Source organism: Micromonospora palythoicola, assembly GCF_036689795.1.
In the GTDB taxonomy this organism is placed as follows: domain Bacteria; phylum Actinomycetota; class Actinomycetes; order Mycobacteriales; family Micromonosporaceae; genus Micromonospora; species Micromonospora palythoicola.
The window spans coordinates 1-15,847 of sequence record NZ_JBAGKI010000003.1 but is presented as its reverse complement, the minus strand read 5'-3'; the positions used below and the strand labels follow the sequence as shown (position 1 = coordinate 15,847).

General features: G+C 70.7%; 14 protein-coding genes. 5 read left to right on the top strand and 9 right to left on the bottom strand.

The features are described 5' to 3' along the window. Window positions 1-51 precede the first annotated feature (51 nt). The 8 genes from V5O40_RS02060 to V5O40_RS02025 all read right to left on the bottom strand — a co-directional run bounded on the left by V5O40_RS02060 (window position 52) and on the right by V5O40_RS02025 (window position 7,197). Window positions 52-420 (bottom strand): holo-ACP synthase, encoded by a 369-nt coding sequence (locus V5O40_RS02060; RefSeq protein WP_332903837.1) that lies wholly within the window; start codon window positions 418-420, stop codon window positions 52-54. Next, a complete protein-coding gene (locus tag V5O40_RS02055; RefSeq protein WP_332903836.1) occupies window positions 404-1,636 on the bottom strand; it encodes an acyl-CoA dehydrogenase family protein in 1,233 nt (410 codons plus the stop codon). Before V5O40_RS02055 ends, V5O40_RS02060 begins: the two co-directional genes overlap by 17 nt. After that, window positions 1,629-2,231 (bottom strand): acyl-CoA dehydrogenase family protein, encoded by a 603-nt coding sequence (locus V5O40_RS02050; RefSeq protein ID WP_332903835.1) that lies wholly within the window; start codon window positions 2,229-2,231, stop codon window positions 1,629-1,631. Before V5O40_RS02050 ends, V5O40_RS02055 begins: the two co-directional genes overlap by 8 nt. Next, window positions 2,228-3,076, bottom strand: coding sequence for a hypothetical protein (locus tag V5O40_RS02045; protein WP_332903834.1), 849 nt, complete (start codon window positions 3,074-3,076; stop codon window positions 2,228-2,230). The genes V5O40_RS02050 and V5O40_RS02045 overlap by 4 nt, the downstream gene beginning before the upstream one ends. 37 nt (window positions 3,077-3,113) lie before the next feature. Then, window positions 3,114-3,371, bottom strand: a complete 258-nt coding sequence (locus V5O40_RS02040) for an acyl carrier protein (RefSeq protein ID WP_332903833.1) — start codon at window positions 3,369-3,371, stop codon at window positions 3,114-3,116. A 91-nt stretch (window positions 3,372-3,462) separates the two neighbouring features. Then, the gene (locus V5O40_RS02035) at window positions 3,463-4,842 is read right to left on the bottom strand and encodes an alanine racemase (RefSeq protein ID WP_332903832.1); all 1,380 of its coding nucleotides are present in this window, start codon (window positions 4,840-4,842) and stop codon (window positions 3,463-3,465) included. Beyond that, a complete protein-coding gene (locus V5O40_RS02030; protein WP_332903831.1) occupies window positions 4,835-6,226 on the bottom strand; it encodes a preATP grasp domain-containing protein in 1,392 nt (463 codons plus the stop codon). The genes V5O40_RS02035 and V5O40_RS02030 overlap by 8 nt, the downstream gene beginning before the upstream one ends. An 11-nt stretch (window positions 6,227-6,237) precedes the next feature. After that, entirely contained in the window at window positions 6,238-7,197 is a 960-nt protein-coding gene (locus V5O40_RS02025) for a 3-oxoacyl-[acyl-carrier-protein] synthase III C-terminal domain-containing protein (RefSeq protein WP_332903830.1), read from the bottom strand. Between the two features lie 331 nt (window positions 7,198-7,528). Here V5O40_RS02025 and V5O40_RS02020 point away from each other — a divergent pair, with 331 nt between their 5' ends. From V5O40_RS02020 to V5O40_RS02000, 5 genes are all read left to right on the top strand, one after another. Next, entirely contained in the window at window positions 7,529-9,301 is a 1,773-nt protein-coding gene (locus V5O40_RS02020; RefSeq protein ID WP_332903829.1) for a condensation domain-containing protein, read from the top strand. Continuing rightward, entirely contained in the window at window positions 9,298-11,037 is a 1,740-nt protein-coding gene (locus tag V5O40_RS02015) for a condensation domain-containing protein (protein ID WP_332903828.1), read from the top strand. The genes V5O40_RS02020 and V5O40_RS02015 overlap by 4 nt, the downstream gene beginning before the upstream one ends. Before the next feature lie 2 nt (window positions 11,038-11,039). Then, the gene (locus tag V5O40_RS02010) at window positions 11,040-12,047 is read left to right on the top strand and encodes an ATP-binding cassette domain-containing protein (RefSeq protein ID WP_332903978.1); all 1,008 of its coding nucleotides are present in this window, start codon (window positions 11,040-11,042) and stop codon (window positions 12,045-12,047) included. After that, complete coding sequence (locus tag V5O40_RS02005) at window positions 12,031-12,792, top strand: ABC transporter permease (RefSeq protein WP_332903827.1); 762 nt, start codon at window positions 12,031-12,033, stop codon at window positions 12,790-12,792. Before V5O40_RS02010 ends, V5O40_RS02005 begins: the two co-directional genes overlap by 17 nt. A gap of 203 nt (window positions 12,793-12,995) precedes the next feature. Continuing rightward, window positions 12,996-14,456 carry an SDR family NAD(P)-dependent oxidoreductase gene (locus V5O40_RS02000; RefSeq protein WP_332903826.1) on the top strand — a complete coding sequence of 487 codons (1,461 nt, stop codon included), beginning with the start codon at window positions 12,996-12,998 and terminating at the stop codon, window positions 14,454-14,456. 183 nt (window positions 14,457-14,639) lie between these two features. Here V5O40_RS02000 and V5O40_RS01995 read toward each other — a convergent pair whose 3' ends face one another. Then, window positions 14,640-15,686, bottom strand: a complete 1,047-nt coding sequence (locus tag V5O40_RS01995; RefSeq protein WP_332903825.1) for a LacI family DNA-binding transcriptional regulator — start codon at window positions 15,684-15,686, stop codon at window positions 14,640-14,642. Window positions 15,687-15,847: the final 161 nt, after the last annotated feature.

Sequence of the window (15,847 nt, the reverse complement as noted above, 5' to 3'; positions counted from 1 at the left end):
CTCCTCAGGGACGGGTACGGCGGGGTTGCGGTGCTGGTCACCGAACAGGCGTCACCATCCGGCGGCGACCACGGCGACCAGGTCCCGCTTGTGGGTGACGGAGACGGTCACGTGGGTGATCGAGGCCGACCGCGCCGCCTGAGCGGCACTGCCCCGCAACGTGACGGTGGGCGACCCGCCGGGCTGACGCGGCAACGCGATGTCCCGGGGGGCGACCCCCTCGAACAGGCCCGTGCCCAGAACCTTGAGCACGGCTTCCTTCGCGGCGAACCGCCCCACCAGGTATTCCCGACGTCGACTGTCGCCCAGCGCCTCGGCCTGGGCCAGTTCCTCGGCCGCGAAGAAGTACCGCAGGAACCAGCCTCGGCGCAGGAGACGGTCCAGTTCGTCCAGTGCGACAAGATCAATCCCGAGCCGCACCGTCGACCGCCCGCTCCGTTGCCGGCCGCTGGGCGGCCCGGTCCCGCAGCAGTCGTTGGAAGACCGACATGGCGTGCAGGTTCGACGTCCCCTCCATCAGTTCGAACGCCCGCACGTCGCGGTAGGTCTTCTCGACCCAGGGATGCTCGATCAGGCAGGCCGGACCCAGCAGCTCGGCCACGAGCCGGGTGGCGTCCTCGGCGACCCGCGCCGCTCGCGCCTTGACCGCACCGATGCCGGCCACGTCGATGAGACCGGCGTCGATGTCGCTGGCCACCGCGTACGTCCGGTGCCGGACCGCGGCGATGCGGTCCAGGATGCTGTCGAGTCGGTGCCGGTCGCGCCGGGGCAGCGTCGGGCGGTGCGTAGCCAGGTAGTCGCAGGCGGCCTGCGCGCAACCGATCGCCATCGCCGCGATCCCCGGGCGGAACCGGTAGAGGATGTAGGTGGCGCCGTAGAGCCCTCGGCGGCTGGGTGACCGTTGCGCCCCGAGCACGTCCTCGTCGGCCACCGTGACGTCCTGGAAGCGCAGCCGGCTGATCCGCGCGCCGCGCAGGCCGACGGTGGGCAGCAGCTCGCCGCTGAACCCCGGCGCGCTGGTGTCCAGCAGCACTGCCTCGATGCCCCACGGCCCGGGTGCGCGCCGGCAGAACACCACACCGAGTTGAGCGCGTGCGCCGTTGCCGATGTAGCACTTCACCCCGTTGAGCAGCCACCCGCCGCCCGGCGCCGGGGTCAGCGTCGTCTCCAGCTCCGTCGCGGCCGAGCCCTTGCCCGGCTCGGTCAGGGCGAAGAACGTGTGGGTGGGGCTGGACGCCAGCCGACCGAAGTACCGCTTCCGCTGCTGCTCGTCGGCCAGCGCCTGGACAGCCCCGCCGGACAGCGACGGCCCGGGGCTGGCCAGGAGCACGTTGGGATCGCCGTAGGACACCTGCTCGGTGGCGACCACCTGACCGAGGACGGTGCTGCTCGCCTCCACCAGCCGCGCCGGGAACTCTCCCACCGACCGGTACTCCGGCGGCAGCATCCCCTGGACGGGAAAGCGCACCTCCGGCTCATGCAGGAACTCGGAGATGACGTCCGGATCCTGGTCCAGCCGCATCCCGATCGCGCGTAACCTGCCGCCCATCGCCGCGCAGTAGTCGGCCAGTTCCCGGGTGCGTTCGTCGAGCAGGTCCGTCCCGGCGGGCGCGGCGGCCTCGCGAAGCTCATTCATCGGCGTTCTCCGTGTCGGCGTGCAGGTAGACGTTGCCGACCACCTCGGCGAGGTGCAGGGCGCCGGCGGGTCCGTCGGCGAGGAAACCGCTGGCGCCAAGCAACCGCAGCAGGTCCCGGCCGATGTCGACCAGCCGCAGGTGACAGCGCCAACGGGCGTCCCGGTCGGCGTGCCGGCGCGCCTCGGGAACGGCCGTGTCCTCGGCCAGCCGCAGCGCGATGTCGGCCAGTTGTCCGGCCACGAGTTGCTTGGCCAGCAGCGTGGTGTTCCCTGAGGTGCGTCCTTCGAGGTGACGCAACGTGTGGGTGAGGGTGGCGTCGAGCAGCTCGCGGTGCGTCGCCAGCAGGGCCACGGCGAAGCGGTCGGCGGCCGGCCCTTCGCCGAAGGCGGACTCGGGGGTGGCCTCGGTGACGGTGAGGCCGAAGCGGGTCAGCGGCCCGGCCGGCGCGTCGGGCAGCGCTACCGTGGAGGCGAGAACATGGCCGGTGGGAGAGGCGACCAGCCGGCCGGGCGCCACCCGACCGTGCAGCGCGTCCAGGACGAGTGGGTAGGGCGTCCCCGCCGCCTGCGGCGACGCGGGGGGTGCGGGTTTCATGGTCGGGCCTCCCTGAGCTCGGGCGCGCCGGCGTTGGACAGTACGGCGAGTTGGCTGCGTCCGGTCCGCGGATCGGTGTCACAGAGGACGAGGTTGGCGTAGCGGGTGGCCCATTCCTCGTGGTGACGGGCCAGGTCCAGCCAGACGCTGGTGCAGTAGCCGCCGGGCTGGCAGCGGTGTACCGGCAGATCGACGCCGCTGAGCTGATCGTCCGCTGGCCACGGGCCGGCGACGAGCAGCGTCGGCCCCGGCGCAAGCGCGGTGCGGTGGCCGGCCAGCAGGTCACCCAGCGGTACGTCCACGCCGGCCGCCCGGCTTGCGGTGAAGCGGAAACCGGATCGGGAGCCGGTGTCGAAGTAGAGCAGGACGCCGCTGTCCAGCAGGGGAGTGTCGTGCACCAGCGGATCCCGGTACGGCAGCGTGGTCTGTTCGCAGACGAACAGGGCCAGGCTGGCCTTCCTGCCGGACCGGGTGTACGCCTCGGCGACGCGCAACGCGGTGAACGGCGCCTGCAGGCCCTGCTCGGAGACGGCGAAGCTGTGGCTGCGCCCGCCGAACAGGGCGTTGAGCCGCGTGGTGACGGTCTTGAGGGGATATCGGTCGGGCAGGCCGTAGGCCAGGATCAACAGGTCCGGCGGCCCGAACGGACTCGGGCGTCGGTCCATCAGTTCCTCGGCCAGTTCGCGGAACCCGATGTTCCGGGACTGCTTCATCAGGTCCTCGTCGACCTCGATGCCGTACGGCGCGAGCAGATCCCGGTGGTAGGCCAGCAGAGCCTCGTCGGGTTCGTAGGGGAGGCCGTCGGGGCGTACCAGCGCCGCCGCGCCGCGCAGGGTCAGGGACATGGCCACGTCCTCGGTGATGGGGCGGTGGGCGCGGGGGTCAGGAACTCACCTTCCGCGCCCGCTCCAGGAAGTCCGTCAGGGTGCCCACCGTGCGGAAGTCGTCCATGTCCAGGTTCTCGGGATCCACCTCGATGCCGATGTTGTCCTCCAGCGCCATGAGCAGTTCGAGAATGGCGGTGGAGTCCAGGTGCATGTCCTCGAAGAGCCGGGTTCCCTCGGCGAGCGGACCGAAGTCGCGCATCAGCACGTCGGTCAGCGCGGCCCGGATGTTCTCGACGATCTCGTGGCGTTCCATGTTTCTTCCTCTCGGGATACCCGGTCCGCGGACCGGGTGACGCGGGACTGCTGGGGTCGGCGGCGGTCACCCCGACGGCGGTGGGACGGGCTCAGGTCGCTGCCCGTCCGGCGGGCACCGGTGCGGACGACGGCTCCGATGGGGCAGCGGCTGACGGTGGGCCCGGCGGCGACCCGCTCGCGGCCGGCACGACGAGGTGTTGCGGCCGGAGCAGGTCCTCGACGGTGTCCGCGCGGCGGACCAGGTGCGCCACGCCGTCGAGGACGAGCACCTCCGACGGGTGACCGTGGCTGAGAAAGAGCACCGGAGACGCGCTCGGCCCGTAGGCGCCGGAGCGCTCGACACCGATCAGGTCGCCCGGGCGGACCTCGGGCAGCGGCACCTTCTTGCCGATGACGTCGTTGGGGGTGCAGAGCGGACCGGTGACGGTGTAGTCGCGCGCCGGCGGGTCGGCGGGGCGGCTCAGCGACCGGATGGGGAAGTTCCGCTTGACGAAGCTGCCGATGCCGACCGCCGCCATGTGGTGGTTGGTGCCGCCGTCGGCGACGACGAACCACTCGCCGCGCGACGCCTTGACGTAGCGTGCCCGGACCACGTAGGTCCCCGCCCAGCCGACCAGATAGCGGCCCAGTTCGGTGATGACCCGGGTGTCGGGGTGTTCGTCGCGGAATCGCGCCACGGCGCGGTTGACACCCTGGGCCACCGCCTCGATGTCGAGGGGGGACTCGTTGTCGAAGTAGGGGACGCCGAAACCGCCACCGACGTCGACGACGTCCAGCGGCAGGTCCAGCGCGGTGGCAAGCTCCGCCGCCGCAGTGAGCACGCTGCGGGTGTTGTGCGCGATGTCAGCGCCGTCGAGGATGCGGGTACCCATGTAGGCGTGCAGACCGGCCACCCGTACATGGCGCAGCGCGCGCAGGATCGAGCCGGCCCCGGCGACACGTTCCTGGTCGATGCCGAACTGCCGCGGCTTGCCTCCCATGGCCAGCCGGGAGCCCTTTGTGGCGAACGACGGGTTGACCCGCAACATGACCCGCACCGGCTCGCGGGGGGCGTCGGGCAGCGCCGCCGCCATCGCGTCGACGGTGCTGACCTCCTCGAGCGACTCGCACACGATCGCGCCGACGCGCTGCTCGATACAGGCGGCCAACTCCGCCGCCGACTTGCCGGGGCCGAGGAAGATGATGTCCCGCGCCGGCACCCCGGCCCGGCGGGCGGTCACCAGTTCGGCCAGGGACGACACCTCGGCACCGGCGCCCAGGGAGTGCAGCAACGCACAAACGCTGATGTTGGGGTTGGCCTTCAGCGAGTAGTAGATCTCGACCGACGGGTCGAGCAGATCCCGCAGCTGTCGGTACGTCTCGCGGATGACCTCACCGTCGTAGAGGTACAGCGGCGTGCCGTACCGCTCGGCCAGTTCGGCGACGGGCAGGCCCTGGACGGTATGGCCTTCGACGGCCGCTTCAGGCATGGCTCTCCTCCGCAACGGACAAGGTGGTGACGGCGGCCTGGACCGCGCGGTCAAGGTCATCGAGCTGGTCCCGGTCAGCGGCGACCAGCAGGGCGTACAGCCGGCCGTCGAACGACTCCGGTGGGCCACCGGCACCGACGGGCAGCAGCGCGTTGGCGGTGACGGTGGCGAAGCAGGTGACCAGCACCCGCTGTGTGTCCCGTGCGGTGGCCACCGTGGCCAGCGCCCGACGTACGGCGTCGAACTCCAGTGACGCGGCGAGCCGCAGGGGGTAGTGCCGGGCCAGCGCGACGGTCCCGGGCGGCTGACACAGCTCGGTGACCCCGCCCTGGTACGTCGACATGTTCAGTCGGGCATTGATCTCCAGCACCGGGTAGACCGTCTCGTCGGCGCCGACGATGGCGTCGACACCCACCACGCCGTGGTAGCCGTCGGCGTACAGCCGGTCCGCGACCGCACCGGCGGCGTACTCGATCTGCCGGTACTGCCCGTCGCTCAGCTCCGCCGGCATGAGATGGCCCTGGTGCACACCCTGCGCGGTCAGCGCCTGCTTGACGAAGTCGAGTTCGGCCCGCCCGTCCCGTGCGATGGTGATCTGGTAGTTGAGGTCGCACCGCTTGGGCAGCCATTCCTCGACCACCACGTGTATCCGGTCGTCGCCGGTGCGCGCGGCCCGACGGTCCACCATGCGCAGCAACTGGGCCGCCCGCCCGGGGTTCTCCAGCACCAGCAGTCCCTTGCCGGAGACGCCGTAGGCGTCCTTGACGACGAGTGGTTCGCCCGACTCCAGCCGGAGCCGGTGGTGGGTCAGCACCTCGGCCAGTTCCTGCCGGGTCTCGCAGCAGACGCCGGGTACCGGTCGCAGGCCGGCCGCCTCGGCCAGCCGCCGACTGTAGATCTTGCTGTTGACCCGCTCGACCACCGCGGCGGCCGGGGTGGCCAGGGTGAGGCCACCGCGCCGGGCCAACTCCTCCTCGTCGGCGGTGGTACCCATCGGCAGGAGGTGGGCACCGGCCGCGCCGAGCTGGCGCAGCCGATCGAGCAGGACCGGCGAGTCCAGCGCGTTCGCGGTGGTGGAGCGCTCGGGCCGGCAGTTCTCGGGTACCAGCATGGTGGGCAACGCCAGGCCCTGCCGCGCCAGGTAGTCCCGGTAATCCGGGTCGAGTGGGCGGCTGAGCAGAATCGCGTCGCCGGCGCCGGCGAGCAGCACGCCCAGCTCCTCCATCGCGGCCACCACCGGGCTGGTGGCACCCGACGGTACGGGCAGTCCCACGTGGTTGCGGGCCCATCGGGCTTCGGCCTCGAAGTTGCACAGCAGCACCAGCGGCGTATCGGCCGAGCCCGTCAGGGCGCGCTTGAGCTTGCGTAGGTATCCGGTGGACATGTTCGGCTCCCTCAGCACTCGACGACCATGGCGGAATAGGTGGCGCCCAGGCCGACGGCGGTGACCAGGTAACGGCCTCCCGCGACCAACGCGCCACGGCCGGCGAGTGTCGCGAGGTTGAGGAAGGGGTCCGCGCAGGAGCAGTGCGAGTACTCGCCGACGTTGTCCAGGAAGACCCGCTCCCGGTCCAGCCCCAGGGTGGCGCAGATGGTGATCCAGGAGGAGATGTTGACGTTGTGCGGGATGACCATGGTGATGTCGTCCAGGTCCAGCGCGGCGTCGTCCAGCGCCTCCCGGATCACCTCGGCCAGGTGCGTGTGGTACGTGCTGCCGAAGCGGTGCAGTGCCTCCCCGGCGAGTTGGTACCCGTCGAAGAACTCGCCCACCGTGCGGGAGGCGTACGACAGCACCCGGGTGCCCGCACCGCCGAGTCCGATCAGGCACGCGGAGGACGCCTCGCCGATGATCGAGGTGTTCCAGAGCACCTGGATCGCCCTGGTGAACGGCTGTTCGCCGGTGAGCACCAGCGCGAGGGCGGAGGGATCCCCGTCGGCGCGCAACAGCTCGCCGGCGATCTCGACGGCGAGCAGGCCACTGGCGCAGGCGTGTTGGGTCACCGCGAACGCCTCGGCGTCGGTGAGGCCGAGGCGTTCACGCAGCGTGTCGGCCGCGACCAGGGTGGTCGGGGTGAGGTCCTGCGCGGTGTGCGCGAAGATCAGGTAACGGATGCGGTCGCGCTCCTCGACGGTGGACAGCAGGGCCTGGGCCGGCGGGCAGACCAGGTCGAAGAGCCCGAGGTCGGGGTCGATGCGCATCCGGTCCAGCCCGCGGATGCGGCGGAACAGCCGGGTCTGGTAGCGGTTCAGGCCCAGCCCTGCCGCGATCTCCTCCACGGTGACCGAGCGCTCCGGTGCGTACGCCTCCATCCGGCGCAGCACCACATCGGACCGGGCCGGTGCCAGCGTGGTCATGGGGCAATCCTCCGGTCATTTATTGATCGTCAGACGCCACTACGTTAGGAGCCGACCACAGGGCGTGCAATGGGGGAATCCCCAGTATCCCGAGGACCCCGAGAAGACCGGATAAAAGAGACGTTGCCGATTGTAATCCAGAGCAGACAATTCAGTCGCTTTGCCGACCGTTCATCGCCAAACCCCTGGCAATTCGTACCGAACGGGACGTACGGACGCCTTCGTGCCCCATGCCCGGCCAACAATGGGGTTTTCCCGACTACCTACGGCAGAGCCGCGCGGGCGAGGGTGGGCGACAAGTCACGCCGATCGCCGACGAACGGGAGACCCGATGTCCAGTCCCACGCTGGCCGACCGGATGAAGATCGCATTCGAGGGTCTCCGGGCCGGCGAAGGACCTCTCACCTGCGGCCAGACCAACACCTGGCAGTGGATGCGAACAGACGTGTCCAATCCGATGGCCACTCTGCAGTGGAAGCTGCCACTGCCGGCCGACACCCCCGTCGCGGACGTGGTGGAGGCCTTCGCCATCCTGCTCGCCCGGCACGAGTCGCTGCGTACCACCTTTCACGAGCGTGACGGAGAGATGCGTCAACGGGTCCTGCGTAGCGGGGTCGTCGCGGCCGAACTTCACCAGGTGGACGCATCCGCCGACACGGAACTGACATCCCAGCGGATGATCGACCAACTCCGCCAGAAACCGTTCGACCTGGTCAATGAATTACCGGTACGCCTGGCGATCGCGCTGGCCGAGGATAAAGCACTAGCAGCGGTTACCGTCTATTCACACATGGCGGTTGATTATGGAAGTATGGCCATTCTTGGTCGGGAGTTCGCCGAGCTGATCGGCGCCGCCGGCAACCGGTCCGTCGGGGCCGCTCGGCACCAGCCGCTCGACCAGGCGGCGGAGGAGGCCGCACCCCGCGGGCGGCGGCGAACCGCGGCGGCCCTCCGGTACTGGACCCAACACCTGCGCCAGATACCGCAGTGCCTGATGGCGTTGCCGCCGATCGGCGACGGCGACGGCCCGGCCAGCGCCGCCCTGCGCTCCTCATCCGCCACCGCCGCCCTCGACCGGATCGCCGCCCGGACACAGGCCAGTCCGGCCGCCGCCGTGCTGGCCGCGTTCTCCGCCGTGGTGTCGGTACGAGTCGACCAGTCCCGCTGCGTGTTCGCCTCACTGTCGAGCAACCGGTTCACCTCCCGGCTGCGCGACTACGTCGGCACACTGGCCCAGGACGGCCTCGTGGTGGTCGACGTGGCCGGACCGACCTTCGACGACCTGGTACGGCGGACCAGCGCGGCCATGCTGCGAGCCAACCGCAGCAGCATCTTCGACGTGACCGACCTGGTCACCCATGCCGTCCAGATCAACGACGAGCAGGGCATGGACTTCAGCCGCGACTGCGTCTTCAACAACATCAGCGCCCACCTGCCCTCGGGTACCGACGAGACGACCAATGTCCAGTTGCCCCCGCTGGATCCCCCCGATCTGCGCTGGTCGCCCACGGCGGGGGCCGCCGAGCACAGCACTCTCACCTGGATGCCGGCGCCACCCTTTCCCAACCGCCTGGTGCTCCAGCTGATCGCCGCCCAGCCGGCCCTGGTGGTCGGCCTGAGTACCGGAGACACCCGGCACGTCCCCCAGGCCGAGATCGCCGGCCTGCTGCGGGGGATGGAAGGCGTCCTCGTCGCCGCCGGTGCCGGACCGCTGCGCCTGGCGGACGTGCCTGACCTCAGCGGACTGACCCCGGTGCCCCGCGACAGCGACTGGGTGCGGGTGGGGGTCAGCTGGGTGCAGCTCAGTGAGGTTCAGGCCCTGCTGCGCGAGGCACTCGGCACCCCGGCGTACGCGACGGCCGAACCGGAAGGTGACGGGCACCGGCTGACCGCCCACCTGCTCGCCACCGACGGCGTCCGGACCCCGCGCCAGGCGCACACGGCGTGCATGGCCCACCTCGGTGGCCGGTACGCCGTGTGCGCCCCGCACCACTACGTCCTGCACGACTCGGCTCCGACCGACCTCACCGACCTGGCGGCCTGGCGTTCCCGGCCAGTGCTGGCCCGCGGTGACGGCCGCGCATCCACGGAGGACCACCGATGACCGCCCTGAGCGAGACCGTCCGTACCATCCGCCTGCGCGTCGACGGCGACCGCGAGGCGCAGGGCCCGCTGACCCTCGGTCAGGCGAACGCGCTGCAATGGATCTCTGCGCTCACCGACGACCACTTCCTCGGCCTGGTGCAGTGGATCTTCAAGGTGCCGGCGGGGACCACACTCGATCGCGCCTGCGCCGCCCTGAGCGCGCTGGTCCGCCGGTACGAGTCGCTGCGCACCACCTACCACGACGGGCCGGACGGTCCGGTGCAGCGCGTGGCGCGTACCGTCGACCTGCCGATCGAGATACACCAACGGCCGGCCCAGCCCGACGGCACGACGCTGTCCCGGGAGCTGATCGCCCAGCTGCGTGCGCGCCCGTTCGACCTCTCCGAAGATCTGCCGCTGCGCCTCGCCGTGGCGGTCGAGGGCGACCTGGTGCACGCGGTGGTCGCGGTCTACTCACACATGGCCGCCGACTACGTGAGCATGACAGTGCTGGGTGAACGCTTCACCGGGCTGCTCACCGGGACCGTGACCGACGAGGACGCACCACCGCACCAGCCGCTGGACCGGGCCGATCGGGAACGTTCACCGAAGGGTCTGCGGCAGGCGGACGCGGCGCTGCGGTACTGGTCCGGAATCCTGCGGCGGCGCCCCCGCTGCGTACTCCCCCGGCCGACCGCAGGTGTCGAGCCGTCGACGACGCCCACGCCGCGCAGCGCGGACCTGCACTCGTCACGGGTAGCCGCCGCGCTGGACCGGATCACCGCCCGCACCGGCGCGAGCCGGGCCATGGCGGTGCTCGCCGCGCTCGCCGCCGTGCTCACCCTCCGCACCGGCCAGCGGCACGTGGTGCTCTACTCCCCCGCCGCCAACCGGCTCGGCGTGCCGCTGCGCGACTATGTCGGCACCGTGTCCCAGGACGGCCTGATCAGCCTCGACGTCGACCAGCCCGACTACGACGCGCTGGTGCGGCACGCCGGGACCGCGTTGCTGCGGGCCAACCGGAACAGTGTCTTCGACGCCGAGGCGCTGCAACGCGCGCACGACCGCATCGCGCACGAGCGCGGCATGCCGATGGTCCGTGACGGCGTCTTCAACAACATCTCCGGCAACGCCCCGCCGGATCTGCCGACGGTAGCCACCACGGAGACCTTCATCGACTGGTGGACGCCGACCGGCTTCACCAATCTGCTGCTGTTCCACCTGGTCCGGACCGAGCAGGCGCTGATCCTGGAACTGATCACCGGGGACAACCGGTACCTTCCCGACGCGGAGATGGAGGCGCTGCTGCTCGGCACCGAACGGGTGCTCGCCGTGGCGGCCACCGGCAACGTCGCCCTGGACGACCTCGGCGCCCTCGCCGGCATCGACCCGATCCCCCGCGACGGCGACTGGCACTTCGTCGACCACAGCTGGATCCAGCTCAGCGAGGTCAACCGGGTACTGCGAGCAGCCGTGCCCGGGCCGGCCCGAGCCTTCGTGACCGGCGCAGGACCCGAGGGGGCGGCCATCGTCGCCCACCTGGCCGCCGTAGCCGAGATCACCGACCCCGCGCGGGCACACCTGGCCTGCCTACGACAGCTTGTCGACTCACCCACGGCGATCACCCCACACCGATACGTCCTGCACCGGGGCGCACCCGCCGATCCGGCTGATCCGCGGGCGTGGCGGGAACTGGCGGTGCTGGCCGAGGGCGACGGCCGGGCCGCGGGCCCGGGAAGCGAGGCAGGGACATGAGCATCATCGAAGCGAACGAGTTGACCCGCACGTTCCGGTCCGGCCGGCAGAGCGTCGCGGCGGTCCGAGGCGTCAACCTGCGGGTCGAGGCCGGCGAGATCGTCGGCTTCCTCGGCCCCAACGGCGCCGGCAAGACCACCACCCTGCGGATGCTGACCACGCTGCTCCGCCCGACCAGTGGCACGGCCCGGATCGCCGGCGCGGACCTGGCCGCGGCTCCCCGCGAGGTACGCCGCCGAATCGGGTACGTCGCCCAGTACGGTGGTACCGACCCCAACGCCCTGGTGGACGAGGAACTGTTCCTGCAGGCGCGCCTCTACCGGATCCCGGTCGCACCCGCCCGGCGCCGGGTGGCCGACCTACTCGAACAGTTGGACCTCGGCGGGCTGGGTAAGCGGCCGGTCGGCTCGCTCTCCGGCGGCCAGCGCCGCCGCCTGGACATCGCGCTCGGCCTGGTCCACGATCCGCAGGTCGTCTTCCTCGACGAACCCACCGCCGGTCTGGACCCGCACAGCCGCAACAACCTGTGGGAGCACACCCGCCGGCTCCGCGAGGACCACGGCACCACCGTCTTCCTGACCACCCACTACCTTGACGAGGCCGACGCGCTCTGCGACCGGATCTTCGTGATCGACCACGGGCGAATCGTCGCCGAGGACACCCCCGCGAACCTGAAGCGCCAGCTGGCCGCGGACGTGCTGACCGTGGAGGTGGTCGGCGATCCGGCCGCCAGCCAACGGCTGCTGGCCGGGCTGCCGGGCGTCCGGCAGGCCGCGGTGACGAGCACGGGCGGTATCCAGGTCACCCTGGCCGACGCCGAACAGGGGATCACCGACGTGATCACCGCCCTGTCCGGCGCGGGCATCGGCGTCCGTGCCCTGCAACTGGCGCGGGCCAGTCTGGACGACGTCTTCCTCAGCCTCACCGGCCGCGCACTGCGCGACGACCCGCAAGACCAACAGTCCCCCATCCCGACCACCGAGGGGGCGGACCATGTCCCTGCTCGTTGACATCCTGCTGGTGTTCCAGCGCCACCTACGCATCTCCCTGCGCAACCCGCTGTGGATCGTCATCGGGCTCTCTCAGCCGGTGGCCTTCCTGGTGCTCTACGGCCCGCTGATGACGAGCACCCTGTCGATCACCGGCGTCGCACCGGAGCGCGCCTGGCAGACGTACGTGCCGGGGGTGCTCGTGCAACTCTGCCTCTTCGGCTCCGCCTTCGTCGGGTTCGGAGTGATCGCCGAATGGCGCGCAGGGGTGATCGAGCGGCTGCGGGTCACTCCGGTGAGCCGGGTGGCGTTGCTGCTCGGCCGGGTGCTGCGTGACGTCGCGCTGCTGGTGGTGCAGGCGGTGCTGCTGGTCGTGGTGGCGTTGCCGTTGGGCCTGCGCGCGTCGGTGCCGGGTGTGCTGGTGGCGCTCGGCGTGGTCACGCTTCTCTCGCTCGGCCTGGCCTGTCTGTCCTGCGCTCTCGCGCTGACCGTCAGGAGCGAGGACACTCTGGGCCCCACCCTCAACACCGGCCTGATGCCGCTGCTGCTGCTGTCCGGGGTGCTGCTACCGATGTCCTTCGCTCCGCGCTGGCTGGACCTGGTCTCCCGGCTCACCCCGTTCCGGTACATCGTGGATGGCATGCGCAGCGCGTTCCAGGGTGAGGTGTTCAGCGCGACCGTACTGTCGACAGTTCTGGTCGCCCTGTCGATCAGCGTGCTGTCGGTGCTGCTGGGCGTACGCACCTACCTGCGGCAGAGCGCCTGACCCGATCCGGCTCGCTGCCCGCCGGCTGGCCGTATTCGAGGGCGACGAGGATCGGAGCGGTCGAGGTGTGATCTCTACGGGTCTTCGGACTGGTCAACAGGTGCGGGATGCGTCCGAGGCCGCGCGGTGCGTACAGTTCCGGGTCGGACTTGGGGTGGGGCCGGATAGATCCGGCGTAGGGAACGGGACGAGACAGCGACAGCATGAAGGCGGACAGAATTACCGAAACCGGTCAATACCGCATTGACCCGGCCCGACTGGAGACCTGTCTCAGCGTCTTCGAGGCGTTGGAGGACCTGCCTCCCGATCATCCCGACGTGGTGCGGGTGCAGCGGGCCACCGCGAAGCTCTACAAAATGATCAAGCAGCGGCGACGTGAGGAACGGCGGGATGCCATCGCGGCGGCCGACCGCGCGGTGACGGCGGCCACCGCCACCGGCGCCCCGGGCCGGATCGACGACGAGACCCAGGGCAACCCGCTCGCCTCCCCCACCGTAGGTGCCACGGCCGGCGTCCTGCACAAACCGCGCGGCTGCTACATCTGCAAGCAGCGCTACCGCGATGTGGACGCCTTCTACCATCAGCTCTGCCCGCCCTGCGCCGCACTGAACCGGGAGCGCCGCGACGCCCGCACCGACCTGACCGGCCGGCGCGCGCTGCTCACCGGCGGCCGGGCGAAGATCGGCATGTACATTGCGCTGCGGCTGCTGCGCGACGGCGCGCACACCACGGTGACCACCCGGTTTCCCCACGACGCGGTCCGCCGGTTCGCCGCGATGCCCGACAGCGGGGAGTGGCTCCACCGCCTGCGGATCGTCGGGATCGACCTGCGCGACCCCGCCCAGGTGATCGCCCTCGCCGACTCGGTCAGCGACCAGGGACCACTCGACATCCTGATCAACAACGCGGCGCAGACCGTTCGCCGCACGCCTGCGGCGTACGCGCACCTCATCGCCGCGGAGGCGGCGGCCCTGCCGGACGGCCCACTGCCGGAGATGATCACATTCGCCAAACCGGCCGGCCAGGGCGACCCGGCGGGCAGCCTCATCGCCCCACTGAACTCGCCCACCATCACCCCGCACGCGCTCACCGCGCTGGCGCTGACCAGCGGCTCCGCCGCACCCGAACGGATCGCGACAGCCAGCGCCATCGACGCCGGGGGTCTGGTGCCGGACCTCGACCCGGTCAACAGCTGGGTGCAGCGGGTGCACGAGGTGAACCCGGTCGAACTGCTCGAAGTGCAACTGTGCAACGTGACCGCGCCGTTCGTACTGATCAGCCGACTGCGACCGGCGATGGCCGCAGCGACCGCCCGCCGCAAGTACGTGGTGAACGTGTCGGCGATGGAGGGCCAGTTCGCCCGCGGCTACAAGGGACCGGGGCACCCGCACACCAACATGGCCAAGGCCGCGCTGAACATGCTGACCCGCACCAGCGCCCAGGAGATGCAGTCCGACGGCATCCTCATGACCAGCGTCGACACCGGCTGGATCACCGACGAGCGGCCACACCCGACGAAGATGCGGCTGGCGGACGCCGGCTTCCACGCCCCGCTGGACCTCGTCGACGGCGCGGCCCGGGTCTACGACCCGATCGTCCGCGGTGAACAGGGCGAAGACCTGTACGGCTGCTTCCTCAAGGACTACACACCCTGCGCCTGGTAATCGGTCGCTGCCCCGCCGAATACCTCATTCAGGCAGGTACGGGAGGGAGAAGACTTGCCCCAGCCGGCTGAGCAGACATCGGCGTTCACCGTCCGAAGTGGCTCCGAGCCAGGTGCGACAGTCGCAGCAGTACGCCGACGGGCGCCGTCGTAGCAACCGCGCAACCGGTCTGGCAGGACGGCCTCAGCGCAGCGTCGACTGCCTCGGGATCAATTCGAAGTCGACCACCATTCTCCGGGGCGCCGGCTGTTCCTCTCGCGGCACACCGTCGAACTGGAGTTGGATCCGCTCTTCCAGCAGGGCGACTGCCTGGTGTGCGATCACGTCGCGTCCGGGGTCGATGGTGCTCAGCGGAGGTCGGGAGTAGTTCGCTTCGTCGATGTTGTCGAAGCCGATCAGCAGGACGTCCTCCGGAACCCGTAGGCCGCGGTCCTGAAAGGTGGCGAGCGCACCCAGCGCGAGCGTGTCGGCGAACGCCACAACCGCGTCGGGCTTGACGCCGCTGTCCAGGATGCGAGCGATCGTCGTGGCGCCGGTGGAGTGGAAATAGTCGGGTACACCGATGATCACGCGTGGGTCGACGTCGAACCCTCGTGACTGGAGGGCGTCCCGGAAGCCCTGGAACCGCAGCGTTCCACTGCTCGGCGAAGGGTCGTCCTTGACTCCCAGGGGAACTACCGTGGTCGCACCCCGGCCCAGGACGTGCTCGGTCGCCGCACGTGCTCCCTCGACGTTGCTCATCGTGACGTGGTCGAGGCTGCCATCGAACACCCGCTCGCCCAGGAGCACGAGGGGGAAGTCGACGTCGAACAGCGGGAGGTCTTTCTGGCCCAGCGCGAGCGGGGAGTACAGCACGCCGTCGAAGCGTGACCGGTAGCTGCCGTCCAGTACCCGCAACTCGCGGTCGCGCTCGGCGTTGGTCTGCTCGATGAAGACGGTCAGGCCTCGCCTGGATGCCTCTCGCATGACGGCGTCCGCAAGTTCGGCGAAGTACACAACGCGCAGCGACGGCAGCACCAGAGCGATCGCCCCGGTCCGGCCCCGGCTCAGGTTCCGCGCCGACACATTGACGTGGTAGCCCAGCTCACGGATCGCGTCGTCCACCCGCTCGCGGGTTTCCGGACGCACGTACTGATAGCCGTTGAGGATGTTGGACACCGTCTTGATCGACACCCCGGCGAGTCGGGCGACGTCGCGCATCGTCGCCGACCTGTTGGTCTTGCGCGCCACAGCCCCTCCCCACCGCTCGCCGATTCGCGGGCCAGCGTATAAGACTGCACCATTCACAACCCCGGGACGCAGCGGCCGGGGGGGCCCCGGCCGGGCGCGGCCGGCGCCGGCGGGGGGGGGGGGGGTTGGGGGGGGGGGGGGGGGGGGGGGGGGGGCGGGCG